This is a genomic window from Candidatus Neomarinimicrobiota bacterium (genome assembly GCA_034716895.1).
Classification (GTDB): Bacteria; Fidelibacterota; UBA8477; order UBA8477; family JABMPR01; genus JABMPR01.
The window spans coordinates 1-24535 of the sequence record JAYEKW010000241.1; the positions used below are offsets into that span (position 1 = coordinate 1).

A 24535-nucleotide genomic window follows, 5' to 3' on the forward strand; every position below is an offset into this window, starting at 1 on the left:
CTGGGTTTGGCAGGTTTCTTTGGAGCCTTTTTTATTCCTCGCAAAGTGATTCATAATCTGGCATATATCACCTATGGTGTCGGAATATTTCTGCTCCTGATTCCCATCATCATGAAACAGGGCGGAGCGGTAAGCCGTTGGATTACTATTGGCAGCTTTGGGATCCAGCCTTCGGAATTTATGAAGATATTTCTTCTGGTGGGACTTGCAAAATACTTTGCCGACCATAAGCGCCGTTTGTCCACAGTAAAAGAATTACTTACACCCTTTGCCATGACCATAACCCCGACATTATTGGTTCTCATTCAACCAGATCTGGGAACGGCTCTGGTCTTCTTCGGAATTTTGATAGTTATCATTTTCTGGGCCGGTATTAGACCACTTTATTTCTTCTTACTCTTGGCCCCAGCCATTTCCATGGTTGCTGCATTTCAAACCTTATCGTTCTTTCTTTGGATGGGAGTCATAATCCTCATTCTATATCTAGGTAATTTGCCCTTTTGGACAAAAATCCTCAATTTTAGCATCAACGTAGCCCTGGGTGGGATTACCAATGTACTTTGGGCCCTGCTGAAGCCCTATCAGCAACAACGTATTCTGTCTCTCATTGATGCTGAATCTGATCCTCTCGGTGCAGGGTATCAGGTATCCCAATCATTAACTGCTTTCGGATCAGGTGGTCCGTTTGGGAGAGGCTTTGGAGAAGGGACTCAAACCCATCTGAAATTTCTCCCTGAACAACACACAGATTTCATTATGACAGTCATCGGAGAAGAGTTCGGTTTTATCGGCGTGTTGGTAGTGCTGAGCCTTTTTTACCTGCTTATGGCCAAGTTGATCAATCAGGCTTACAGTAGCAAATATCGTTTTGATAGCGTCATTCTAATCGGGATTGTAGCAGTATTGATCTTCCACATCTTTGTGAATCTGGGGATGATCGCCGGTATCATGCCGGTAACGGGAATTCCTCTGCCATTTATCAGTTATGGAGGATCGTTCATGTTGACGGTAATGATCATGGCTGGTTTAGCTGCGAATATGGCAATCATGAGGCGAGCAGCTCGTTAAGGACTACGAGTGCCCATTAAACCGCAATTTTAGACGTTGCGAGTCCTTATGTCAAGGTTAAATTTACGGCCGTATGATTTCTTGTCTTAACTTCCAGTAGAAAGTGATTGAAGACATGCATAAAAGACAGCTCGGATTCATCTTGATACTAGCTCTGATCATTGGTTGTTCAGGTACCAAAAACCTCAAGCAGGAGATGCAGCAAGTAAAACAGGAAACCGCAGTCGCGGATAGTGTCCTGTTTATGTTGGATGTCAGGCTAAAAGAATTCTCGAAAGAAGTTAGAGCCATGCGCGAGACTTATAATGAGAATCACATCAGTCTGGAGAACCTCTATAAACTGAATGCTGACTCCAAACGCTCCATTGAACAGCTCAACAAGGAATTAGACGGCCAATTAGCCGGCGAAAGAGCTCGGAATGATTCTCTGGCCAGCGCTGTGGCGCAGACCAATGAGGGTCAGATCGCTGGATTACAGGCAGAACAAGCAGAGATCCGTGAATCTCTGACCGGCTTGAATTCTTCTATTCAGTCAACCCAATTTCAAGTCGATAGTATCTTTGCCAGTATGGATCCGGCTAAAGTGCAAACGCTGGAAGAGAACCTGCTGAGTATCCAGGATCGTTTTACCTTGTTGGACTCTTCGTTTTCTGAATTTCAACTCTCTGTTACGGATCATATTATGGATTCAGAAGATAGATTGACCACACTGGGACGTCATGCAAGTGTACAGGATAGCGCCAATTATGACATCCTGTCTCAATTGGTTCTCCTGGAAAATAAAATTATCTCCCTCACCAATTCCTTTAACGAATTGATGGCTATGCCGGATGCTCGTTTAAATGTGACGCGTCTGCCCGCCGAGCAAACCCGGCCACAAACGGTACTGAAAAGCCCTCCCATAGCGGCAATGGACTACAAGACCTATAAGCAACACTATATTGATGCTCTGAGCTTGTATCAAAATGGCGATTACATGGGAGCTATAGACGGTTTTGAGATGCTGATCCAAAATGATTCAAAAAATGATCTGGCAGACAATGCTCAGTATTGGATCGGAGAATGTTATTATGCCTTGGATGAATACACCAGGGCAATTGAAGCTTTCGGCAAAGTGATCTACTATGCCGATTCAAATAAGGCAGATGCTGCCCAATTTAAGATTGGATATTCTTATCTTAATAGTGGTGATAAGGCACGTTATTACAATGAATTAGAACGGCTTTTGGATATGTATCCTGATAGTGCTTACCGGGAAAAAGTCAAACAAATCCTCGCCTCCAGATAATAGGTTATTAAAGCAAAAACAACCCTATGGCTACAAAAATATACTATCTCTCCTCAGAAGTAGCTCCCTTTTCTGAGGCAACGGATCTTGCAAAGATATCAAACAAGGTTCCATCATACTTTCAGGAGAAAAAGCAGGATTTTCGAATATTTACACCTCGCTATGGGTTTGTAAGTGAACGTCGCTACATTATTCGCGAAGTTATTCGCCTTAAAGAGATCGAAGTTGAGTATAAAGGTGAGATGACCTACGGTGCTGCAAAATCAGCATTTGTACCATCAACCAAGGTTCAAGTATACTTTATGGAGTATCAGCCCTATTTTGGTGGTAAGAATAAAACCTTATACAAGGTGGCAGAGAATCGCTACAATCAGCGCAATGCCGAGAAATATTTTTATTTTTCCAAGATCGCCATCGAAAATCTGACCTACCTTTACTGGCAGCCGGATTATATCATGTGCAATGATTGGACAACGGCAATGGTGCCTGTGCTTTTAAAGACCATTTATGCTGAGGAAGAATTCTTCACGGATATGAAGACGGTTTTGAATCTAGTCAATATCGGTGAAATGGGTCTGGTAGCCAAGAAGCAGTATGAAATGGCTGGTTTGGCACCCGAGGACTATGCTGGTTATGAAAATGATCTACTGGGCCTGGCTATCAAGCATGCCGATGAGATCATTAGTATTTCTATTGATGGAAAAGACAATAAGCAAGAAATAGAGGGTCACGAAAACATTCAGAAAGCTTTAAAAGCATCCGGTAAAAAGGTGAAGTATTTCACCATTTCTGATGAAAGTGATGAAGATTGGCAGCAACTCAACTTTGAACTGGAAACATTCTTTGGAGTTGAGTATTAAAACTCTGCAAATTGACTGTATTGACTTTAAACAAAATAAGTCAAGCGTCTGATCGCTTGGCTTTTTTTAACAGAGGATTTATGAAGAACCGGATCATCATTCCACTTATTGCCTTATCCTTGACCATTTGGTCTTGCGACGAACCAAAACCTTTCGACAATTCATCATTCATTTATAATCCCTTCGCTTTTGAGCAGGATACCCTTCAGATTGTTGAAGAAATTCGACCAGGAATCCAACCGGTTGAATGGGGACATCACCTAAGAGCCTGGGTAGGGGAAACTCAATACTATAAATCCGGTTTTACCATGGATTTCAGTTTTTCTGATACCAGTCTCAACGTAGCAGATGCAGATAGTATTCAAATTCAATTCAGACACCAGTTTACTTTTCCAGAAAATGGTGCAGATACCTTGCTGGGGATCCCCTTGAATTTTGATTTTTATGAATCAACAGGTATCTCTGTAGATATAGGTGCAGGTGCTTATGGATCATTCCTGAGTAGGGATACCATGACAGTGGCCGGGAGTAATAACTACTGGAGCTATACTCTGCCTGATTCAACCATTATGGCAGGAGATACAACCATAAGCCTGGGCATCTTTCCTGGTGAATCCGGTAGCATGACCGTGCTCTACGGTGGAGGGTCAAGTATCCGACCCTCTCTGGTATTTTATTATCATGAACCTGATACAGCCGGTGAGGACAGTGCAACTACCCATTCGCCTTTTCTCGCAGACAGTCTTTATATGCACCTCATTAAGCAAGCAGGTGTTTTTGACCCACAGTATGATTATCTCAGTCAATTATCAAGTGATACCTTGACCTTGACCCTTGATCTGCAAAACATGATCCCAACCAGTGATACGCTCATTCATATGATCTCATCAACGTTATTGCTGGCTGTCGATCTTGATGAATCTGCTCTCTACATACCCACGCTGGCAGACTCGGTTCAATTGTATAATATGAATCTGGAGGATCCGGAATCAGGAATTTCGGTGAATTTTAGCCTGGGTCAGGATGGGGCATATTACGGTAACGAACTAAAAACGATCATCCAACGGGCCCTGGATGATAGACGAAGCATTATCGAGCTCACACTGAGTTCAAACCATACAGGTTTTGATCCGGGATTTATTGCTATATCGCGTGAGGCTGATGAATCAGCCATCTTTGTCAGTACTTCCCTGGCGGTGCGTCCATGAAACGAATAATTCTTTTTTTAATAGTGCTGATCAGTGTTGGCTATGGTCAATCAGCCTACTATCGATTGGGCTATGGAGATGTTTTCCCAACCGTCGATGCTTTTGAGTCCAGTGTTGGTGAGGGGGCGGTTGCCTGGCAGGATTCTTCTCGTTTCACTACGCGTAATCCAGCCGCGCTTGCAGGTTTGAAGAGGGTTTATTTTAGCAGTTCCCTGGGATCAGAATTCAAATTGGTATCAGAAAGCATAACGAATAACACACGCCTCGAGCGGTTGGCGATCGCTTTACCAGTAGGCGACAAGATTGGTATTAGCCTGGGGGCTCAAGCAACAGCAGATTTTGAAACGGAATATGAATCCATCCTGGAAGATGGAACCCTGAATGAGAGTTCACAGGGTGGTATCTGGGACTATCACCTCGGGCTGGGTTATGGGATCACACCATATTTCAGTCTTGGAGTGAAATTTCATTTACTTCAAGGTGCTTTCAGACGTGAGTCCAATATGCTGGCCACTGATATAAATGAACTATACGTGCTGAGAGGCGATATCAGTGGGAAAAGCCTGGAATTGGGATTGCTAACTCACTTAGGTGGCAAAGTGTCTCTTGGTCTGACTACAGATATTCCTTATCAGACACCTCTATTTGAAGGCCGGGATAGTTTGGCTGGAACTGATGACTATGTTGAGCTCTCTGAAGAACTTAAAGCCTGGCCTGCCACGATAAAGGTCGGTGTTGTTTATCATCACTCCAAAACTACAAAATATGTTGCTGGAATTTCTCAACAGATATTTTCAGCAGATGGTTTTGATGATTCCCGGATCTTTGTATTGCCAGCTGGTTGGCAGACAGTGCCCGTTGCTTTAGTACAGCTCTCCACGGTTCATCTGGCACCTGACCATGGTTCCAGGTCGTGGCTCAAACGGACAGGTTGGCAGGCTGGAGTCTCAGTAAAGAATTATTATCTGGCATCTAGCACAGATAAACTTATTAGTGAAATTGCCATTATCTCAGGTTTGAATCTGCGATTACGAAATGGCAGAAGCCTATTTGATATTTCGAGTGAACTCGGTACACGCAGGGGGGATGATAGCCTGCCTGAGGAGCTTTTCGCCCGGATCAAACTCGGAATACAAGTTAACGATATCTGGTTTAGAAAAGTCAAGAGAAGATAAGGACTCTATTATGAGGTCAAGATTTGTCGCTTTATTAGTAATGGGCATCATGCTGTTCACAATGGTGCTGTCGGCCTGTTTGCCACCTGAAGCAACCCCTGAGGAGCTGGCTGCAATTGAAAAAGCCCGCAAGGATTCAGTACGCAAAGCAAACTCACGTTACTGTATGAAACACCTCAGTTTTGCCACTGAGTATTATAAGAATAAAGCCTATGAAGACGCACTGTACAATTATCACAAACTATTCGAGTATGAATGTGTTGATGAGCAAATGGCACCAAATGTTTATGTTTATATTGGCAATAGTTATCGTGAACAGGATAAGCTTGATACGGCCATTATTTATTACAATGAGGGTCTGGAACTCATCCCTGCCAATAAATATCTGTGGGAGAGTAAGTTATTTGCTTTAAACATGATGGACGATGATGAAGCTACCCTGAAAGCTAAGAACGATATGTTTGCTCAGTTTCCAGATGACCTCGAGCTGGGTGAGGAGATTGCCGAAGATTATATTGCAAATGAGATGTACGACGAAGCCAAGGCAATGGCGGAATCGCTTCTGGCTGCAGATCCGGAAAATAAAAATCTATCGAATATTATCCGCGAAGCTGTGGAGGCGACCGGGGGTGATGTTATCGGGTTTTTGAAAACAGAGTATGAGAATAATCCTGAGAATATTTCAAATGCCCAGGAGTATGGCCAGGAATTGCTGGCTGTCGGTGAAACCACTTCCGCCATCAATGTGTTGGAAGGTGTTTTGAAAATATCACCGGAGATGACCAATATTATCAAAACTCTGGTGAGCGCCTATGGTGAGATTGGCAAAACAAAAGATGTTATCACCATGCTTAAGAAACTCAATACCGCCAATCCAGATGATATTCGGGTCTACTTTGACATGACTCAGGCCTATATCGCAGATGGGCAACTTAAATCAGCTATGACCTGGGCCGGGAAAGCCTTGAAGATGGATAGACAAAATGGCCAGGCCTATGCTAACCGCGCTTCAGTCTATGAAGCTGTTGCCATGGAATGCACCTCTTCCGTACCTGATTTTGATGATAAGCTGGTATTCCTTATGGCCTATGAGGACTATAAGATATCGAAAGCAAAAGGATGGGGTAAGGCTATCAATAAAATCGATTTCCTGAAAGAAGCGCGTATTCCTCAGCAAGGCGATTGGTTTTTCAATAAAGATGATTACGTAAAAGGCGGGAAAGCAAAACCCAAAAAAGCTTGTTATTCCTGGCTCAATAGAAGTGTAAAAGCACCTACGAAATAAGGCGACATTTACCTCCATGAAAATCGCCATTGGTTCTGATCACGCGGCCTATCCGGCCAAAGAACAAATAGTCCAATATTTGACGGATTTAGGCTTTGAGGTTCTGGATCAGGGCACTGACTCACAGGATTCATGTGACTATCCTGATTACGCTGCTCTGGTTAGTCGTTCAATACAAAGTGGTTTGGTCCAGAAAGGTGTATTGATCTGTGGTTCTGGTATCGGTATGTCCATCGCATCAAATCGTTTTGAAGGTGTACGAGCAGCTCTCTGTTATACTGAAGAATTAGCTGTGCTGAGCCGTCTGCATAATGATGCAAATGTGTTGTGCATGGGGGCCAGAACTCAATCTATTGATTCAATGAAAAGCATCCTGAAGCTCTGGCTTGATACTGCCTGGGAAGGCGAACGTCATGCTGTCAGGGTGGGAAAAATAGAATCAAACGCACGAGGTCAACATGTTAAATGATCTTAAAGTTGCAGATTCCCGGATCTACGCAGCCATCATGGCCGAACGTGACCGGGAAAGCGGTACGCTGGAATTGATCGCATCTGAAAATTTTGTTAGCAAGGCTGTCTTGCAGGCCGCCGGAAGCGTAATGACCAACAAATATGCTGAAGGCTATCCTGGAAAGCGCTACTACGGTGGATGCGATGCAGTCGATATAGCTGAGGATCTGGCTCGCGATAGAGTTAAAGAACTTTTTGGTGCAGAATATGCCAATGTTCAACCTCATTCCGGAAGCCAGGCAAACATGTCTGTGTATTTTACGCTCTTGAAACCCGGTGATACTGTCCTGGGAATGGATCTGGCTCATGGGGGACATTTAACTCATGGTTCTCCAGTCAATTTCTCAGGAAAGTTCTACAATATTGTAGCTTATGGCGTGGATCCCAAAACAGGTCGTATCGATTATGATATGGTCAGAGATCAGGCCGTAAAACACAAACCCAAGATGATTATTGCCGGCGGAAGTGCCTATCCTCGCCAGTATGATTTTAAAACTTTCCGCCAGATAGCCGATGAAGTGGGCGCCTTTCTTATGGCTGACGTGGCTCATCCAGCCGGTTTGATCGCAGCAGGAGAGCATCCCGACCCCTTGCCTCACTGTCATATAGTCACTTCTACCACCCACAAGACCCTGCGTGGTCCCCGAGGTGGGTTGGTGCTCATGGGTCAAGATTTTGAAAATACTTTCGGTATAGTGGCTCCTAAAAGTGGTCGTACCAAGATGATGAGTGAACTGCTTGATAGCACAGTTATGCCAGGTATCCAGGGCGGACCACTCATGCACATCATCGCTGCTAAAGCAGTGGCCTTTGGAGAGGCTTTGAAACCATCCTTTAAAACTTACGCGAAGCAGGTGATAGCCAACGCTAAAGCACTTGGTGAGACACTCAATGAATTTGGTTTCTATCTCATATCGGGTGGTACTGACAATCATCTTCTACTAATTGATCTGACAGAAAAAGGGATCAGTGGCAAAAAAGCCGAACGCGTGCTGGAAGAAGCCGGCATGACCACCAATAAGAATATGGTGCCCTTTGATAAGCGGAGTCCCTTTGTTACCAGTGGAATCCGGATCGGTACAGCCGCTTTAACCACCAGAGGGTTCAAAGAGACTGACATGAGAATGATTGGTGGCTTTATTCACGATGTCATTGCTGAACCTGATAATGAAAGTAACCTGCGCTTGGTACGAGATAAGGTCGCTGAGTTGGTTAAAGGTTTTCCCCACTACGAGGATGTGGAGTAATCAAATGAATTGTCCTCAATGTCGACACGGTGATACACGGGTTATTGATTCCCGGCACACCCAGGATGGTCGGGCAATTAGGCGACGTCGCGAGTGTGGTGGCTGTTCCTTTCGTTTCACTACTTATGAATATGTTGAGACACAACCCCTATTGGTTATCAAAAGCAATCAGCAACGGGAACCCTTCGCGCGCGAAAAGATCTTAAAAAGTATTGCCGTTGCCTGTAGCAAGCGACCTGTGAATAGTGCACAGATGAATCAAGCTGTGGATCTCATCATTCAGGACGTGAACACCTTCGGGTCGTCTGAAGTTTACGCAAAGGATATCGGGGAACTGGTTATGAAGCATCTCAAAGACTTGGACGAGATCGCATACGTAAGATTTGCAAGTGTGTATCGAAAATTTGAAGATGTACAAGAGTTCAGGGCTGAATTGGATGATATATAGATCATCATTTTGAATTGATTTGCTCAATATTCCATTATGATCGAAATACAAAATCTGCATAAATCCTTCAGCGACCTGGTCGTTTTGAATGGCGTTAGTATGCAGGTACAGGATGGGCAAAGCGTTGTTGTCATGGGGAAGAGCGGCACTGGTAAAAGTGTTCTACTGAAGCTCATCACTCGGCTTTTGTACCCGGATTCTGGTAAGATTCTTATTGATGATGCAGACCTTGGGTCGCTCAAAGGAAAGGCGTTGGATGACACCCGCCTGAAATTTGGCATGTTGTTTCAATCTGCTGCCCTTTTCGACAGTTTGAATATCAGTGACAATGTAGGGATCGGTTTGCGAGCTTATAATCGTTATTCTGAATCAGAGATACAAAAAATTACACTGGAAAGCCTTGAAAGGGTCGGCTTATTAGATGTTGGCCAAAAATATCCAGCACAATTAAGCGGGGGTATGCGAAAACGGGTTGGCTTGGCTCGGGTCGTGGCTATGCAACCAAAATACATCCTGTACGATGAGCCAACTACAGGACTCGACCCGGTAACCAGCGCCCAGATCGCCAAACTCATCAAAGAGATGCAAAAGGATCTGAAAGTGACCAGTATTATCGTAACTCATGATATTCCAACAGGGTTTTTTCTGGCAGATCAGATAGTTTTGTTGGATAATGGGAACTTTTCCTTCACTGGGAGCGTCAAAGAGATGAAAAAATCATCATTGAGATCAGTACAGGATTTCATTAGTGGTTACAAAGAAGCAGCAGATTTGAATCATAGGTAACTTTTTGACCTGGAACCAATATTATTGCCCCCTCACAGGATCGGTCCTCACCATGGCCAGCGCTGACCTGCTCAAGGTCATTAACGCTGAGGTGGAGACAGGTGAATTCCATAATGCAGCCGGTGATCTGTTAATAGATCCGATCAGTGACATGTTGGTAGATGAACACACGACGACTGCCTATCCAATTACGACTGATATCCCGCAGCTTTTGCCGAAGTTAGCAATATCACTAACAGGGCTAAACCTCGGGAAATCCTTTGATTAGCGCGGGGTCGAAAGCTATATTCGCCCGTTTAAATTGAGGAGAACTTAAAGAGAGTAAACGTTACTGGGAATTTTGAGGTGAAACCTCGCAAAATGAATAGGAACCTGGCGTTCATCTTTTTTTTAGTTGATACCGAATGTTATCAGAATCATTCGGTTTTTTTATGAATGAGGAGTTTACAAAATGAGAGCACATAAATTTATAAACCTGGTAATCGGAGGTCTTTTACTCCTGTCCCTGGGATATTCACAATCTGCATTGTTCCTTTTGATCGCACCAGGAGCTCGAGCCGGTGGCATGGGAGAGGCTCAAGTCGCTTTGGCTGATGATTCCTACGCAACGTATTGGAATCCAGCTGGTTTAGGATTTCAGACTGGTTACGAGTTGTCTGGTATGCATGTAAATTGGCTACCTGGTCTGGTGGACGACATGTACTATGATTTTATTGCCGGTATTGCTCCAGTGGAAAACCTGGGCGTGTTTGGCGCACATGTTATCTACCTCAATGCAGGTGAACAAACATACACAGATGCCAATGGTGTTGAGTTGGGAACCTTTCTGACCTATTTCTCTTCAGGAGCTCTTAGTTACAGTACCTTGATCACTGAGAACTCCAGTATTGGTTTCAATTTTAAGATTCTCCATCAGCACCTGACAGACTCGTTTGTGACTGTGGAAGAAGAGGAGACCAAGGGAACTGCCACTAACTTTGGCTTCGATGTCGGCTATCTCAGTAAAGACTATTTTGGAGGAAAGATGGACTTCGGTGCCATGATCGCCAACCTGGGTCCCAAAGTTATCTTCAATGATGAAGAACAGGCTGACCCCATGCCAACAAATCTTAAATTGGGTTTCAATCTGAAAGCCTATGAAAGCTCCTATAATCGTCTGAACATCGTCTATGATGTAAATAAATTGCTGGTTGGTGAATACGCTTCAATGGATTGGGATGAAGATGGTCTGATCGGGGGCTATGACAATACCGGTTCTGTAAATGAATCAGGTGATTATAATGCTGATGGACAAAAAGAGATCGCCCATACTGATTCATGGTGGCAGGGTATATTTACCTCCTTTTTGGATGACTGGTATCTTGGTGGTGATCGTGATATGGATGGTGACCGCAGGATCGGGGGTTGGGAAATTGCTAATGGCGATACAACCATAAGTGCATCAGGTGCTTTTAACGAAAAAGGCCAAAAGGAATTGGGCACAGCTGCTGAGAGATCTCCTTCAGCTGAATTTGAAGCGCTTATTCATAGCATCGGGGTCGAATACTGGTATAATAACATGTTTGCCATCCGCGCAGGTTATTACTACGATGCAGAAGGTAAGATCACTACACCTACTGTAGGTGCCGGACTGCGTTACAGCAACTATGGTTTTGATTTTGGCTATACTGTGGCAGAGGAAACCCATCCCTTGAACAATACGATGCGGTTTTCACTATTGCTTAAATTCTAGATATATCTTCAAAAAAGATCCTCTCCCAGAGAATGAAAAGACGCGGGGTGTTTAGTAATTATGGTATGGCTAATGATACCAAAGCTTGATCATCGGTTCAAGGTGATCTTTTGAACAAGTGTAAGAAATTAATGGTCTCAAGGTTGATGGCCGTTGTCACATTGACTTTCATATTAACGATCTCAGTTTCAGCTGAATCACTGAAAGTCGCTGTTATTCGAGTTGCTTTCCAAACTGATGTATCACCCGCGACTACTGGAGATGGATCCTTTGTACTTGAAGATACGTCCGGTCTGAATTGTTCAGATTGGTCCCTTGACCCGCCTCCCCATAACCGAATCTATTTTGAAGACCACTTACTGGCAGCCGATAACTACTGGCAGCGAGTGAGTGATGGTCATGTAAATATTGATTTGGCAAATTCAACGGTTTTTCCCCAGGGTGAGAATGATAGTTACCTGCTGCCCCACGATATGCTGTTCTATCATCCATATCTAACCGATTTTAATGAAACCGCTAAATTGTTCGAATTAAGCCGTGATGCCATCGCCTTGGCTGACAACGATATTGATTTTAGCATATATACAACCATCATACTGGTGCATGCCGGGATGGGTGGTGATTTTGCATTTGCGCTTGATCCTACGCCTGGAAACATTCCTTCAGCCTATTTAGCACAGTCAGATTTCATTGAGTATGGAGCGCTTACTACGGATGAGGGAGACTTGGACGATCTGATCATCATCCCTGAATCTCAAAACTTTTTACAGTACCGGGAAACCAGAAGTTTATTTGCCGAAGCCGAGGATCCTTGCTTTTACCAGGTTGCGTTGAATGGTACTATTGCACTTATGTTGGGCTTCCACCTCGAGTTGCCACCCCTTTATAATACAGAGACCGGTCGTTCGCTGGTTGGTGGCTTTGCGTTAATGGATCAGGGCTCAAACAATTTCCATGGCGTGGTTCCAGCCTATCCAGACCCCTACACACGGATCAAGAAAGGCTGGGTAAACGCAGAACCCAAATATGTTGGTGATGATGTAGTGCTGAACCAAAATGATGCACCGATCCGGGTTTCAATCTCGGAAAATGAATATTTCTTGATTGAAAATCGTCAAAGAAACCTACATGAACCCAGCGATATGATCCAGTGGATCGATGGTCCCGGATTTGACACGGTTTCAGTTACTCTAAGCGCAGGTGGAGTTGTTCTGCGTGTTGATGAACAGAATGCCGGTTTACCTGGCAATGGTCTCAATATCTGGCACGTGGATGAAACTGCCTGGTTCAGTGATGAGAACCCCAACGGAGGTGCCATCCAGCTGGTTGATTTTGAAGAGGCTGACGGTGCCCAGGACATGGGATTCCAAACTCAGCTTCTTTTTGCAGATTATCTGGAGACCGGGTGGTGGTTTGACCCCTGGTTTGCCGGGAATGCTGGCTGGTTTCACCTGAATCGTCATCAGGATGTCATCGGGGACAGTCTGCTAAATTTCAGTTCCACTACCTTTCCTTCTACACAAGCCAATGACGGTACCCCCAGTCATCTCAGGATCGAGAATATCTCCGACAATGGGTTAAGCATGAGTTTCTCAGTTGCATCAGATCGCATGTTGAATTTGAACAACCCGGGCGCAATTATTGGGTGGGGAGACGCTTCCCAGACTCTGTGGACCTTAAATTCAGACTCAAGCGAGTTGATCGAACTTCATTTTTTTAATGGTGCTATCAGCTATGTCACAAATCTGTTGGTAACCCCGGATCAAATATTTGAAGGTAGCATAGATAGTGTACTGAATTACAGATATCCATGGATTATTACCAACTTGGCGAATGGTACCAGATTCAGGAATATTGAAACAGGGTCCAGTCGAAATTTCTGGTCGATTGTTGCTCCATACGAGATATCCGTTGCAGGGACACGAGTGAGTTTCTTTGCTACTCAAGATAATTCAGAGGTACTGGTGAAATGGGATTCGCACTCTGGAACCAGCACTTCAGAGGTTCTGGTCAGTCCCAGGGCCAAATTTACAACAACTGCAGGTACTCAGATTTATATTGGGGATCCAAATTCTAAACCTGCCCCTGTGGGGTTAACCCATTCTGACCATATCGAATTACGGGGAGATCCTCCGGATGAGCTGGATGTGATCACCTGGTCATCGTCAGCGGAGGCCCTGAGGATAAATCATCTACCGGGTTCGGAGCAGGATGATCTGGAGGTACAGCGACCAGATCATATCGTCCCACTTGACGTTGATACCGATGGTTCATATGAAATTGCCCTGTTTTATCAAAATTCCGTCAAAATCATTAATCAAGCAGGGGTGGCCTGGAATGGCAGCCCATTCTCAGTGGAAGCCTATCGGGGTAACCCTCTGATCACTCCACTGATCGGTAATGGGGCAACGATCTTTCTACGACACCAGGCTAGCTACAGTATTTATACATTGGATGGCCAGCTACTGGATAGCGGTGTTTTACCGACTATGGACTACTCCGTTGAGAATTCTACAGGAATCAACCAAGAGGGGATAGTCTATATACTTTCAGGTGATGATCTGCTTTTTGTTAAACCGGAGGAAATCCAGGAGAACTCACAATTTTGGACAGACCCCTACGGCCGTCAACAAGGTGATCGAATCGTTGTTTTGTCTGGTTCACCTGTTACTGATCCACCGGTAATGAAAAGAGAATCTGTTTACAATTATCCAAATCCGGTAAAGGGGAGCAGCACTACGATTCGAGCATGGATCGGAGCTGTTGACAATTGGACTATTGAGATCTTCTCACTCAGTGGATCTCAGATCAGTTATGTTGATCTGGACGTAAAGCAGCAGAACTCCTACAATGAATGGGTCTGGGACGCTTCTGCGGCCTCCAATGGCGTGTTTCTGGCGCAAATAAGTGCCGGTGATCAAGCTGAGATCATCAAGATCGCTATTATTCGATGATACTTCTAAGAACTGTACTACTCCTGGTATCTTTTGCAGGTCTGGGATTTTCCCAAGGCTTTAATCACCCCGAGCTGGAATGGGAGACTATCGAAGGTGAACATTTTATTGTGCATTTTCATCAGAATACATCCTGGACAGCCAACGAAGCCCTTCATGTAGCTGATGATATCTATCCAGCCATTACCGGTCTGTATCATTACGAGCCGGAAGAGAAAACCCATATTATTATTCGGGACACCGATGATTATGCCAACGGTGGTGCTTATTATTTTGATAATAAGATCGAGATCTGGGCCAAACCGCTGGATTATGAATTACGGGGCTCACACTATTGGCTGAGGGATGTGATTACCCATGAATTTACCCATATCATCAGCTTGAGAGCCTCCCGTAAAATGCCCGGGAATGTCCCTGCTGCTTACCTCCAAATAATTTCTTACGAACCGGAACGCCGGGAAGATGTGCTCTACGGATATCCCAATGGAATTGCATCCTATCCCTTGCCATCTGTTTCAGTACCCATGTGGTGGGCCGAAGGTCTGGCTCAATTTCAATCAGATACCATGCGCTGGGATTGGTGGGATAGTGTCCGGGATATGATTCTTCGTGATCGCATAAAATATGATAATGTGCTGACACTCAGTGAGATGGATGGCTTTGGTAAAGTAGGTATCGGTAACGAAAGCGTTTACGATCACGGTTTTGGATTGGTTCGATATTTGGCACAAGAATATGGTCAGGACATTCTGCAAAGGATAACCGATCGCCTTAGTGGTCCTCTGAATTATTCTTTCTATCGCGCTCTGGAGGCTGAGACAGGTTTACCGAATCAGGAATTGTGGAAAAAATGGCAAGCCGATATGAGCTTGCGGCAAAGTTTGTCTTTTCAAGCCGATGAGGCCATCTCTCCCATGAAGTTTGTTCAGCAAAAGGGAGACGCAAATTTCTACCCTCGTTGGAATCGATCGGGTACTTCACTGGGGTTTATCTCCAGTGCAGGTGAGACCTATTTATCCAGAACTGCTCTGTTTATCAAAGATTCAACCGATGCTGCAGAAAAACTGATTCCGGCTGCCGAAGGTTTTGACTGGAGTCCCGATGGTGAGCACCTTGTTTATGCTCGTAAAGAATTCTACGATGGTGGTATCCCTGATCCTCGTATAGGACAGCATTCGCATCACCAATTCTCATCCTTTCTCTCAGCTCAGCCGGCTGAAAGTTGTGAGCGTTGCCAATTTCTCATCAGCGGATCCCGCTATTCTGATCTTTTCATCGTTCATCGGGATAGTGTTGAAGATGAAAGACAACTTACCTTTGGTGAAAGGGTCAAAAGTCCGGCGTGGTCACCAGATGGATCGCAGATCGCCTTTGTAAACCTGCGCGATGGATCAAATAATCTTTGTCTGGCCTTCCCGGAACATCCCGATAGTGTTTTACAACTAACCCACCTGAATCCCGGTACTCAGATCTATGTACCGCGCTGGTCTCCAGATGGACGCAGTATCATTTTCGATTATACCTCAGGTAGTAACCGCGATATCGCTATCTACGATACCAAGCAGGGTAGCATTATGCCGTTGTTGGACTCAGTCTGGGATGAGCGCAATCCTGTCTTTAGAAATGATTATCAAATCCTCTACAGTGATGACCGAACCGGAATATTCAACATTTACAGTTATGACATCATAACAGGTGAGAATCAGCGACTTACCAATGTGACCGGGGGGGCGTTCCAGGCTGAATGGCAGACAGGACAGGTGACTTACTCACTTTATGATAGTCTGGGCTTTAATATTGCAGTTCTGGACGAATCAGAACTGTTGAGTGTCAAAACCGAGCCTATTGATGTCTCAATCGAGCGTATTGTTGAACCGACCTGGGGACGGCACGGAGCTTCAAAACCTGCTTTAGACTATACCATCCAATATGGTCCCATGTTTCTGCTGCCAAAAATGCAGATCGAGATCGACAATCATAAGAATACAGTGGTTTATAAACCGGGATTCTATTTTTTCTCGGATGAGATCATCAGCAACTACTCTCTGGTTGGTGGTTTTGGGATTGCTCCCAATCTTGATATGGATCTCTTCCTTTCCACCCAATATCGCGGTTTTTTACCCACCATCACCTTTGAGTTCTATCAAATGATCCGGCATACTGAGGAAGAATTATGGTATTATGACCATGTCTGGCCTGCTCAAAGCGAGCTGACTTTTAGCTTAACACAGGGTGTTTTGTCTGCCGATCTGCTTATTCCACCTAGGTACAGTTTGACCTTGGATATTTCGGCCTCTAATTATCGGACAGCCATTGGCTCACATACTGTTGGTCCTGGATTATCAGCTGGTGGAGTAAGCTATGATTACTTCAAGGGCTGGGATTGGGGATTGGAATGGACCATGTCCCATATCAATGTTCGTCAGGAGAGGAACATCAACCCTTCCGGATACAAGGCTAAGTTAACGTTCCGTGACAATCACCATAATTTTGTGTCTGGCTATGGTTATGATGAAGACACTGAACGCTGGGGTAATCAGTACGATATATTTCGTTATGTTAAGTTCAACGCCTCCGGGTTCTATGGCTATCGCTTACCCATACCAGGTCGCATGGTTCTTTCCAATACAACTGAGATCAATCTCATTGACAACAATGCTATTGATGACTTCTTTTATGAGTTTGCCGGAGGTCTGCCGGGTTTGCGGGGCTATCCGTTTTACAGTATGAAGGGCAGCCGTCGATTTGTGTCAACCAGCACTTTACGTTTTCCTATTTTCAGGGATAATTACAGTCGCGTTGCTCAATTCACCGTGCGAGATCTCTATCTGGGATTTCATGCTCAGGTTGGCGCTGCCTGGAAGGCTGATCCTGACCAGGTTTCACTGCAGGATTTCTCATCCTGGATGACGCATGAAAGCGAACAGATCGACCTGGTACGTGATGTTGGGGTTGATCTGAGACTGGCTTTGAATTCATATTATGCTTTTCCGACTGCTGTTGAATTTGGTGCCTATTATGGTTTGGATGAAATTGATGTGACCACAAGCAACAACCTTGATTTAACCTATGGTGGTGAATGGCGCTACTACTGGAAGGTCTTGTTTGGCTTTGAATAAATTTAAAAGCATAAGTCTGGTACTGAGTTTAACCTTATTACTACTCTCTTCCGGGTTTGGCAAAGATTTTAAATCAGCTCCAGCTCAACTGAATGTTAATACCACTATGCTAAAAAACTTCCTGAAGTCACTGATCATTCCAGGCTGGGGACAGTATGCCAGTGGTCATAAGATCCGAGCCCTTACTTTTCTTACTGCTGAATTAGCAGGTATTTATGGATATCAGTCTAATTATACAGCTGGTGCCGATGGAGCGACGGAGTTTAAAGCCTACGCTGATGACCATTGGCTCTACACAACCTGGAGAGCCAACGGTGCTACTGATGACATTGGCTGCGCCGGAAATCTACGCACTCATCAGATGCCCCTCATTGGTCCGGATCAACCCTTGAAAGACCACCATTTTTATGAGAATATTGGCAAATATCCTGAATTTTCCTGTGGATGGGACGATTACACAACTGGTGGCTTCAACTATGATTATGATGAAGATGAAACCACCAATAAGGCGGGCTACATAAAAATGAGAACGCGCTCCAATGAACTCTACAGAAATGCCCAGGTCGCTGGAACTCTTATAATGGTCAATCATTTGATCAGCGCTTTTGAAGCTGCTTTGGGAACGGATCTAACTGAATTTGAAACAACTAATCTAACTGGAAAATTCTATATTAATCCGCTGAGTACTGCAAACAGTATCAGCTTGGAGGTAAAATTTTGACCAACCGAGTTACCAGAAACATATATAGCATCGCCCTGGTTCTGTTTATCGGGGTATCGCTTCAGTTTTGCGCTTCTCAAAAAGAGGACCTCAAAGCAGGCGACATAGCAGCAACTTTCCAGAGTGGAATGACCTATCTGGAAAAAGAAAATTTCATCAAAGCTGAAGAAACCTTTACTTTTATCGTTTATAACGATCCTGCTGGAGCTTATGCTGATGATGCCCAGTTCTACCTGGCTGAAACCTATTATTTAAGAGAAGAATATCTACTGGCCATCAGCGAGTATGATCGGCTGATACATCGTATGAAAAATTCCAGCTTTGTGGAAGATGCATTCTGGCGAAAAACCGAAGCGTATTGCGAGCTGTCACCTGATTTTAGACTGGAACGTGACATGACGGATAAAGCGCTGAAATATTTATATGATTTCATGGAAATATACCCCAACAGCAGTTATCGTCCTGATGCGGAAGCTTTGGTTCTTGAGATGCGTGGGAAATTGGCTCGAAAATTAATAGAATCTGCCAAACTCTATGATACGCTTCGTGAATATGAATCGGCTGTATTTTACTATGATAGTATTATCGAACAATATTCTGATACAAAACTCTACGCAGCTGCCCGTCTGGGCAAGGCCGGTGATATGGTAGCCTTGGAACGTTGGGATGAAGCGCGGGAACTGATGAACTCGATTGCCATCGATGGTCGTCAGGATCTGAACCAAAAAGAAACCCTTAGACTACGTACTTTAGGAAAAAAAGTGCTTGAAGTAACGTCATCTTCAGGGAATTGAGCTCCTCTGGTGAAGCTGTGTCTCTTTGGCGGGACATTTGATCCGCCCCACAATGCTCACTTTATCATTGCTGAGGCTATTCGTGAATCACTTGATCTGAATAAGATCGTTTTCATCCCTTCTTACAAGCCACCCCATAAATTTGCGGTTTTACCTGTAACACCTGTTGAGCACCGGATCGCCATGCTAAGATTGTGTATTGATGATCTGGAACAATTTGAATTCTCTGATATCGAGCTCAAGCGTGGCGGTGTGTCTTACACCATCGAAACTATTCTTGAGATGAAACAAAAACACGGGATCAAAACAGAAAATCTTCACTTCCTGATCGGTAGTGATAGCCTGGCAGAATTCAAGTCGTGGTATCGCTGGAAAGAGATACTTAACGAGAGCCAGGTAATTGTTGCTCGCAGACCCCGTTTCGAAGCAGCCGATATTGATGCAGACCTTCTGGAACAAGTCACTTTCCTGAACCTGCCCCGCATGGAGATCTCCAGTACCGAGATTCGTGACCGTTTTAATTCAGACCGGATGACACGTTTTTATGTTCCTGCTGTCGTTTCCGAGTATATTAAAAAAAATAAACTCTACGGATCACGATAATGGATGCATTGATCAATTCAATCGGCATGGGGGGGAACAGCGTTATCATTGCGATCAGCGCCGCACTACTTTTTTTTGGTGCTGAATGGTTGGTCAGAGGCGGTAGTCGTTTAGCCCAGCAATTTGGAGTCAAACCGATGATCATCGGTTTAACAATCGTTGCGTTTGGGACGTCAATGCCAGAATTCATTGTTAGTCTTGTTGCTAACGTCTGGCAGGATTCTTCCACAATTGCCATGGGCAATATTATCGGCAGCAATATTACCAACATTGGACTGATCCTGGGGCTTTCTGGTTTGATCTTTCCCATCACTCTGCATTTCAGTAAGATAGTTAAGGGTTTGATATTTCTATTTGTAATTAGTCTGCTTTTGTATGGCTTTTCGCTGGATGGAGCCATCACCCGGGGTGAGGGTGGGATCATGGTGTTGATCCTTGTAGCTTACATCGTTTACCTCTACAGACATCCACAGGAAGCTCCCGAAGAAATATTGGATGATGATCCGGGAATATCTTATAAGAATGTCGCGCTTGTAGTGGCTGGTAGTTTGGCCCTTTCACTTGGAGCCTGGTTATTTGTCAAGAGTGCGGTCTGGATCGCTGATGAATTCCAGATACCTAAAATGGTGATCGGCTTGACCATCGTTGCAGTGGGGACCAGCTTACCAGAACTGGCGACTTCATTGGTGGCTGCTCTTCGCAAACATGGTGAGATTTCAGTTGGTAACATTATTGGCAGCAATATCTTCAACATCCTGTTTATTATGGGCGGTGTGGGATTTATTAAACCCCTGGTCGTTCTTGAATCCAGGGTCATTGATGGTCAGGCCGTTCAAATATTTCCCCATGTCCAATACATCCTCATGATGTTATTTGGTCTTATACTCATTCCCTTGGGTTTAAGGCATCGAATAGGTCGTTTTACCGGTACGATTCTGGTTTCAGGATACATCGGTTTCTATATCTATCTTTTCTTTGGCCGTGCAGGGTAGGAATTCTGCAGATATGGTTGACAGTCAAAATATCCAAAAGATCGAACCCTACCAACGCATGGCTGCCTATTATGATCAGCTGATGGACTATATCGACTACACCACATGGGTAGATGATATAGAAACTTTAGTGAAACCCTTCGATCCAGGATCAACCTGGCTGGATATTTCTTGCGGAACCGGATCAATGGCTCTTCTTTTGGCAAAACGTGGATATAATATGACCGCTATCGATCTGAGCCAACACATGATCGACATTGCTATCCAGAAAGCTGGATCAACAGATATCCCCGTTGATTTTAAGATAGGCAATATGGTCAGTTATGTTGATGACCAGATGTACGATGTTGTAATCAATCTACATGATGGTTTAAATTATCTTCAGGATATTGCAGATATACAGTCGTTTATGGACTCAACTTACAAATTGCTTAAACCTGGTGGCATCCTCTTGTTTGATGCGGTTACACCCCTGCTCTGTCAGACCCATTTCCGGGGGTATCGAGAGATATTCAATGATGAACAGGGTGGTTATGAGCGCTTAACCAATTATGATCCCATCTCACAATTAGCGGAATCTGTATTTACGTTAAATACCTCTGAGGAAGGCACTGTTGAAGTTGAAACCCACATCCAAAAGGCCTACGAACTTACTGACATAGAATCTTTCTGTGAGCACTCAAAATATGGATGGTGGCAGATACTGGATGATGAATCCTTAGAACGAGGTGCAAGCGAATCAGAACGATTCCTGGTCATGTTGAGGAAAGTAACATGATCAAATTTGAAAAGGTTCAGTTGCGTTATGATTCTGGCATATCCTTGCGTGGTCTTAATTTTAATATAGAAAAGAATGAGTTCGTTTATCTTTTTGGTTCATCCGGATCAGGTAAGACCTCCATCTTAAAGATGATCTATATGGAACTCTTTCCAAACGATGGTCGGGTGAAAGTATTTGATCAAGATTCAAGTATTGCAAAACGAGGGGGGATTTCCCGAGTTCGCCAAAATATTGGAATGGTCTTTCAGGATTTTAAATTGCTTTCTGATCGGGATATTTTCAGCAATATTGCTCTACCACTGGAAATTCAGGGCTTTAAAGCGCTTGAAGTGCGACGACAGGTAACGATCAAAGCAGACGAGTTGGGATTGCGATCCAGACTGTCTCATTATCCCCAGGAACTATCCGGGGGAGAACAGCAAAGGGTTGTTCTGGCAAGAGCCCTGGTTAACTCACCAGCCCTGCTATTGGTGGATGAGCCAACTGCCCAATTAGACCCACAGTCTGCATCTGAGTTGATCCAGATGATCTGGAATGTCCATAATTCCGGCACATGTGTGGTCTTTGCAACCCACAAAGAGAACCTTATCAAACATGATCCAGCTCGGACATTATCCATCGTTTCTGGAGAGGTCGTCAAGGATTGTCCGATATGAAGCTGAGTTACATAATTCGTGAAGGTGTAATTGGGATCAGGCGGGCCGTCTTTCCCTTTATGAATTCTGTATTTTCGGTAATAATTGCACTTGTGCTAATTGGTTCCGGTATTCTGGCTGTAGATAACGGACTTCAATATCTGGGGGATCTGCAGGCAGACTACGATCTGGAAATATTCTTAACGAATGATACTGATACAGATCAGAAACGCGATCTGGCCGCAAATATCACTGAATACCCCGGTGTCATCAGGATGGAATATTTATCAAAAGAAGACGCCGCGGCTCTCTACAATGCCGAGTTTGGGGAAGATGTTCTTTCCTTACTTGATGATAATCCATTACCCAGTTCATTCAGGGTTACTTTTGATGAAGATCATATGTCCATCAATTACATCCAATCGTTTATTCAATCTATGGAACTGTTTTCCGCTGTGGATGAGGTCATGTTTAGAAAGGATCTCTTTGATCGTGTACAGGGTATCCTGCGATCTATCTATGTGGTCGCTGCGGCTACTATTTTTATGATCATTCTATCCACAGTGTTTCTGACAGCTAATAATTTGCGGCTTATGATCCTATCCAGGTATGAATTTATTGAGACAGTCCGGTTGTTGGGTGCCAGTGACCTGATGGTAAAAGCACCCTTTTTTCTGGAGGGTGGTATTCTGGGCTTTATTGGGGGTATCATTGCTGTGTTGACCATAGCCGCTTTCGAATGGGCATTGGAATATGCCGAGATCATCGATCTTCCAGTTCGGATCATGCACCAACCTGAAGTGATCATTGGCTTGCTCATCTTTGGTATAAGCCTGGCATCCCTGGGGGTGCTAAAAGCTGTTCGTCGCATGCTTCGCTTTGTTGCTTAGCCATTTCATCCCTTATATAGCAAGTCTTTCAGCATTTAAACCCTTGTTTTAAAAGGGGGTCAAAATTATTATGTCTGGATATGAAAAGCATGAATTCACAAACCCCTACTGATCTCAAATCCAGAGCAGAAAAAGTTCTGAAATGGTTGGTTAGAGATTACGCTGCATCAGGGCATCCAGTAGCTTCCTCACGCTTGGTCTCAATGGATTATTTTCAGGTTGGATCAGCCACACTGCGTCATGTCTTAAACGATTTGGAAACAGCGGGATATCTTTGGCATCCTCATACTTCTGCCGGTCGAATCCCCACGGAAAAGGGTTATCGCTATTTCGTTGATCGCTTGATGCGACCGGTTGCCCCTGAGCGTAAAATGTTAGAAGGATATGAAGCGCGCTTAGATCATATCAGTCAGGATCTTGACCAATTGATAAAAAATACTGTCAAATTTCTGGGTGATATGTCGCATGCTTTGGTGTTGATGTCAAAACCACAGGAGTATGCATCTCGGATAAGGTCACTGGCGCTCCATGAATTGGATCAAGATACTGTTCTCCTCATCGTGCACATGTCGCTTGAGCAGGTGAAAACCATTGCCTTTGAATTGGAGAGTAAACTTTCACGAACTGTGTTGAGAGAAGCAGAGAACATCCTCAACGATCTTTTCGCCAATATGGATATTGCTGAGATCCAACACATGGTTGAAACCGGTTCAGCTGATTCTGCAAGAAAAAATCCAATTATTGATCAAATATTAAAACAATTTCACACGGTATTAGCCACGAAGACATCAGGAGACTATCGCGTCTATGGGACTCATCAACTACTCCATTATCCTGAGATTGCTGACCTCGTGAACCTTGAATATTTACTGGAGGCCATTGAAACTGATAGTTTACAACGCTATTTACCAACGCCACTGAGAACGGGTGAACCCAGTATCTTTATCGGTACAGAATTGGGACAAACTATTTTTAACAATATGTCACTGGTTTCAATAGCCTACAAGGGGCATGATTGCAACGGTGAGATTCACATTCTGGGACCAACTCGGATGGCTTATGAAAAAGTGATCGGGTTGGCAGAATTCACAGCAAACAAAATGAAAACGCTAATCAATACAAAATATTAAAAGTGAAATGACTGAAAAAACAAATAAAAAAAGTACTGGCCGGAAGAGTGTCTCTAAAAAAATGGCTCCCAAAACCAGGTTAAGCGCCAAAGAGAAAGCAATGACCAAGACCATTGCTGCATTAGAAGAAAAAATTGAACAGATCGAATCAGAACTTGATGATCAGCAAGTACGTGTTCAGGTAGCTGAAGAAAAAATGCTGCGAGTAGTTGCTGAATATGAAAATGGTAAAAAACGTCTTGAGCGAGAGAAAGAACGGTCTCTGGCTTTTGCTAAAGATCGAGTACTGATAGGTCTATTTCCCATTGT

The 24535-nt window shown here is 44.1% G+C and carries 23 protein-coding genes; all 23 read left to right on the plus strand.

Features of this window, described 5'->3' with window-relative positions:
- The coding region (gene rodA, locus U9Q77_13225) for a rod shape-determining protein RodA (protein MEA3288317.1) at positions 1-1068 on the plus strand (1068 nt) is incomplete at its 5' end.
- A 115-nt stretch (positions 1069-1183) separates the two neighbouring features.
- On the plus strand, positions 1184-2356 hold the full coding sequence (locus U9Q77_13230; GenBank protein ID MEA3288318.1) for a tetratricopeptide repeat protein: 1173 nt from the start codon (positions 1184-1186) through the stop codon (positions 2354-2356).
- A 26-nt stretch (positions 2357-2382) separates the two neighbouring features.
- Positions 2383-3216, plus strand: coding sequence for a glycogen/starch synthase (locus U9Q77_13235; protein ID MEA3288319.1), 834 nt, complete (start codon positions 2383-2385; stop codon positions 3214-3216).
- Between the two features lie 80 nt (positions 3217-3296).
- Complete coding sequence (locus U9Q77_13240) at positions 3297-4424, plus strand: hypothetical protein (protein MEA3288320.1); 1128 nt, start codon at positions 3297-3299, stop codon at positions 4422-4424.
- On the plus strand, positions 4421-5599 hold the full coding sequence (locus U9Q77_13245) for a hypothetical protein (protein ID MEA3288321.1): 1179 nt from the start codon (positions 4421-4423) through the stop codon (positions 5597-5599). The genes U9Q77_13240 and U9Q77_13245 overlap by 4 nt, the downstream gene beginning before the upstream one ends.
- A gap of 10 nt (positions 5600-5609) precedes the next feature.
- Positions 5610-6884, plus strand: coding sequence for a hypothetical protein (locus U9Q77_13250; GenBank protein ID MEA3288322.1), 1275 nt, complete (start codon positions 5610-5612; stop codon positions 6882-6884).
- Between the two features lie 16 nt (positions 6885-6900).
- Positions 6901-7353: a ribose 5-phosphate isomerase B gene (rpiB, locus tag U9Q77_13255; protein ID MEA3288323.1), complete on the plus strand. Its 453-nt coding sequence runs from the start codon at positions 6901-6903 to the stop codon at positions 7351-7353.
- A complete protein-coding gene (gene glyA, locus U9Q77_13260) occupies positions 7343-8641 on the plus strand; it encodes a serine hydroxymethyltransferase (protein ID MEA3288324.1) in 1299 nt (432 codons plus the stop codon). Before rpiB ends, glyA begins: the two co-directional genes overlap by 11 nt.
- Before the next feature lie 4 nt (positions 8642-8645).
- On the plus strand, positions 8646-9089 hold the full coding sequence (gene nrdR / locus U9Q77_13265) for a transcriptional regulator NrdR (protein MEA3288325.1): 444 nt from the start codon (positions 8646-8648) through the stop codon (positions 9087-9089).
- Positions 9090-9125: 36 nt separating this feature from the next.
- The gene (locus U9Q77_13270) at positions 9126-9875 is read left to right on the plus strand and encodes an ATP-binding cassette domain-containing protein (GenBank protein ID MEA3288326.1); all 750 of its coding nucleotides are present in this window, start codon (positions 9126-9128) and stop codon (positions 9873-9875) included.
- A 4-nt stretch (positions 9876-9879) separates the two neighbouring features.
- Positions 9880-10143: a hypothetical protein gene (locus U9Q77_13275; protein MEA3288327.1), complete on the plus strand. Its 264-nt coding sequence runs from the start codon at positions 9880-9882 to the stop codon at positions 10141-10143.
- Between the two features lie 183 nt (positions 10144-10326).
- Positions 10327-11607 carry a PorV/PorQ family protein gene (locus U9Q77_13280; protein MEA3288328.1) on the plus strand — a complete coding sequence of 427 codons (1281 nt, stop codon included), beginning with the start codon at positions 10327-10329 and terminating at the stop codon, positions 11605-11607.
- 110 nt (positions 11608-11717) lie between these two features.
- Positions 11718-14561 carry a T9SS type A sorting domain-containing protein gene (locus U9Q77_13285; protein MEA3288329.1) on the plus strand — a complete coding sequence of 948 codons (2844 nt, stop codon included), beginning with the start codon at positions 11718-11720 and terminating at the stop codon, positions 14559-14561.
- Positions 14558-17680 (plus strand): hypothetical protein, encoded by a 3123-nt coding sequence (locus tag U9Q77_13290; protein MEA3288330.1) that lies wholly within the window; start codon positions 14558-14560, stop codon positions 17678-17680. Before U9Q77_13285 ends, U9Q77_13290 begins: the two co-directional genes overlap by 4 nt.
- The gene (locus U9Q77_13295; protein MEA3288331.1) at positions 17673-18401 is read left to right on the plus strand and encodes a hypothetical protein; all 729 of its coding nucleotides are present in this window, start codon (positions 17673-17675) and stop codon (positions 18399-18401) included. The genes U9Q77_13290 and U9Q77_13295 overlap by 8 nt, the downstream gene beginning before the upstream one ends.
- Entirely contained in the window at positions 18398-19195 is a 798-nt protein-coding gene (gene bamD, locus U9Q77_13300; GenBank protein ID MEA3288332.1) for an outer membrane protein assembly factor BamD, read from the plus strand. Before U9Q77_13295 ends, bamD begins: the two co-directional genes overlap by 4 nt.
- 9 nt (positions 19196-19204) lie before the next feature.
- Entirely contained in the window at positions 19205-19798 is a 594-nt protein-coding gene (gene nadD, locus U9Q77_13305; GenBank protein ID MEA3288333.1) for a nicotinate-nucleotide adenylyltransferase, read from the plus strand.
- Positions 19798-20790 (plus strand): calcium/sodium antiporter, encoded by a 993-nt coding sequence (locus tag U9Q77_13310; protein ID MEA3288334.1) that lies wholly within the window; start codon positions 19798-19800, stop codon positions 20788-20790. The genes nadD and U9Q77_13310 overlap by 1 nt, the downstream gene beginning before the upstream one ends.
- 13 nt (positions 20791-20803) lie before the next feature.
- Positions 20804-21568, plus strand: coding sequence for a class I SAM-dependent methyltransferase (locus U9Q77_13315; protein MEA3288335.1), 765 nt, complete (start codon positions 20804-20806; stop codon positions 21566-21568).
- Entirely contained in the window at positions 21565-22227 is a 663-nt protein-coding gene (locus U9Q77_13320; GenBank protein MEA3288336.1) for an ATP-binding cassette domain-containing protein, read from the plus strand. Before U9Q77_13315 ends, U9Q77_13320 begins: the two co-directional genes overlap by 4 nt.
- Complete coding sequence (locus U9Q77_13325; protein ID MEA3288337.1) at positions 22224-23096, plus strand: permease-like cell division protein FtsX; 873 nt, start codon at positions 22224-22226, stop codon at positions 23094-23096. The genes U9Q77_13320 and U9Q77_13325 overlap by 4 nt, the downstream gene beginning before the upstream one ends.
- Positions 23097-23185: 89 nt before the next feature.
- A complete protein-coding gene (gene hrcA / locus U9Q77_13330; protein ID MEA3288338.1) occupies positions 23186-24226 on the plus strand; it encodes a heat-inducible transcriptional repressor HrcA in 1041 nt (346 codons plus the stop codon).
- 7 nt (positions 24227-24233) lie between these two features.
- The coding region (grpE, locus tag U9Q77_13335; protein ID MEA3288339.1) for a nucleotide exchange factor GrpE at positions 24234-24535 on the plus strand (302 nt) is incomplete at its 3' end.

Bases quoted from the DNA above. Each gene is read 5' to 3' on its own strand.
- U9Q77_13230 (MEA3288318.1), top strand. From the start codon at position 1,184: ATGCATAAAAGACAGCTCGGATTCATCTTGATACTAGCTCTGATCATT.
- U9Q77_13235 (MEA3288319.1), top strand. From the start codon at position 2,383: ATGGCTACAAAAATATACTATCTCTCCTCAGAAGTAGCTCCCTTTTCT.
- U9Q77_13240 (MEA3288320.1), top strand. From the start codon at position 3,297: ATGAAGAACCGGATCATCATTCCACTTATTGCCTTATCCTTGACCATT.
- U9Q77_13245 (MEA3288321.1), top strand. From the start codon at position 4,421: ATGAAACGAATAATTCTTTTTTTAATAGTGCTGATCAGTGTTGGCTAT.
- U9Q77_13250 (MEA3288322.1), top strand. From the start codon at position 5,610: ATGAGGTCAAGATTTGTCGCTTTATTAGTAATGGGCATCATGCTGTTC.
- rpiB (MEA3288323.1), top strand. From the start codon at position 6,901: ATGAAAATCGCCATTGGTTCTGATCACGCGGCCTATCCGGCCAAAGAA.
- glyA (MEA3288324.1), top strand. From the start codon at position 7,343: ATGTTAAATGATCTTAAAGTTGCAGATTCCCGGATCTACGCAGCCATC.
- nrdR (MEA3288325.1), top strand. From the start codon at position 8,646: ATGAATTGTCCTCAATGTCGACACGGTGATACACGGGTTATTGATTCC.
- U9Q77_13270 (MEA3288326.1), top strand. From the start codon at position 9,126: ATGATCGAAATACAAAATCTGCATAAATCCTTCAGCGACCTGGTCGTT.
- U9Q77_13280 (MEA3288328.1), top strand. From the start codon at position 10,327: ATGAGAGCACATAAATTTATAAACCTGGTAATCGGAGGTCTTTTACTC.
- U9Q77_13290 (MEA3288330.1), top strand. From the start codon at position 14,558: ATGATACTTCTAAGAACTGTACTACTCCTGGTATCTTTTGCAGGTCTG.
- U9Q77_13310 (MEA3288334.1), top strand. From the start codon at position 19,798: ATGGATGCATTGATCAATTCAATCGGCATGGGGGGGAACAGCGTTATC.
- U9Q77_13315 (MEA3288335.1), top strand. From the start codon at position 20,804: ATGGTTGACAGTCAAAATATCCAAAAGATCGAACCCTACCAACGCATG.
- U9Q77_13320 (MEA3288336.1), top strand. From the start codon at position 21,565: ATGATCAAATTTGAAAAGGTTCAGTTGCGTTATGATTCTGGCATATCC.
- U9Q77_13325 (MEA3288337.1), top strand. From the start codon at position 22,224: ATGAAGCTGAGTTACATAATTCGTGAAGGTGTAATTGGGATCAGGCGG.
- hrcA (MEA3288338.1), top strand. From the start codon at position 23,186: ATGAATTCACAAACCCCTACTGATCTCAAATCCAGAGCAGAAAAAGTT.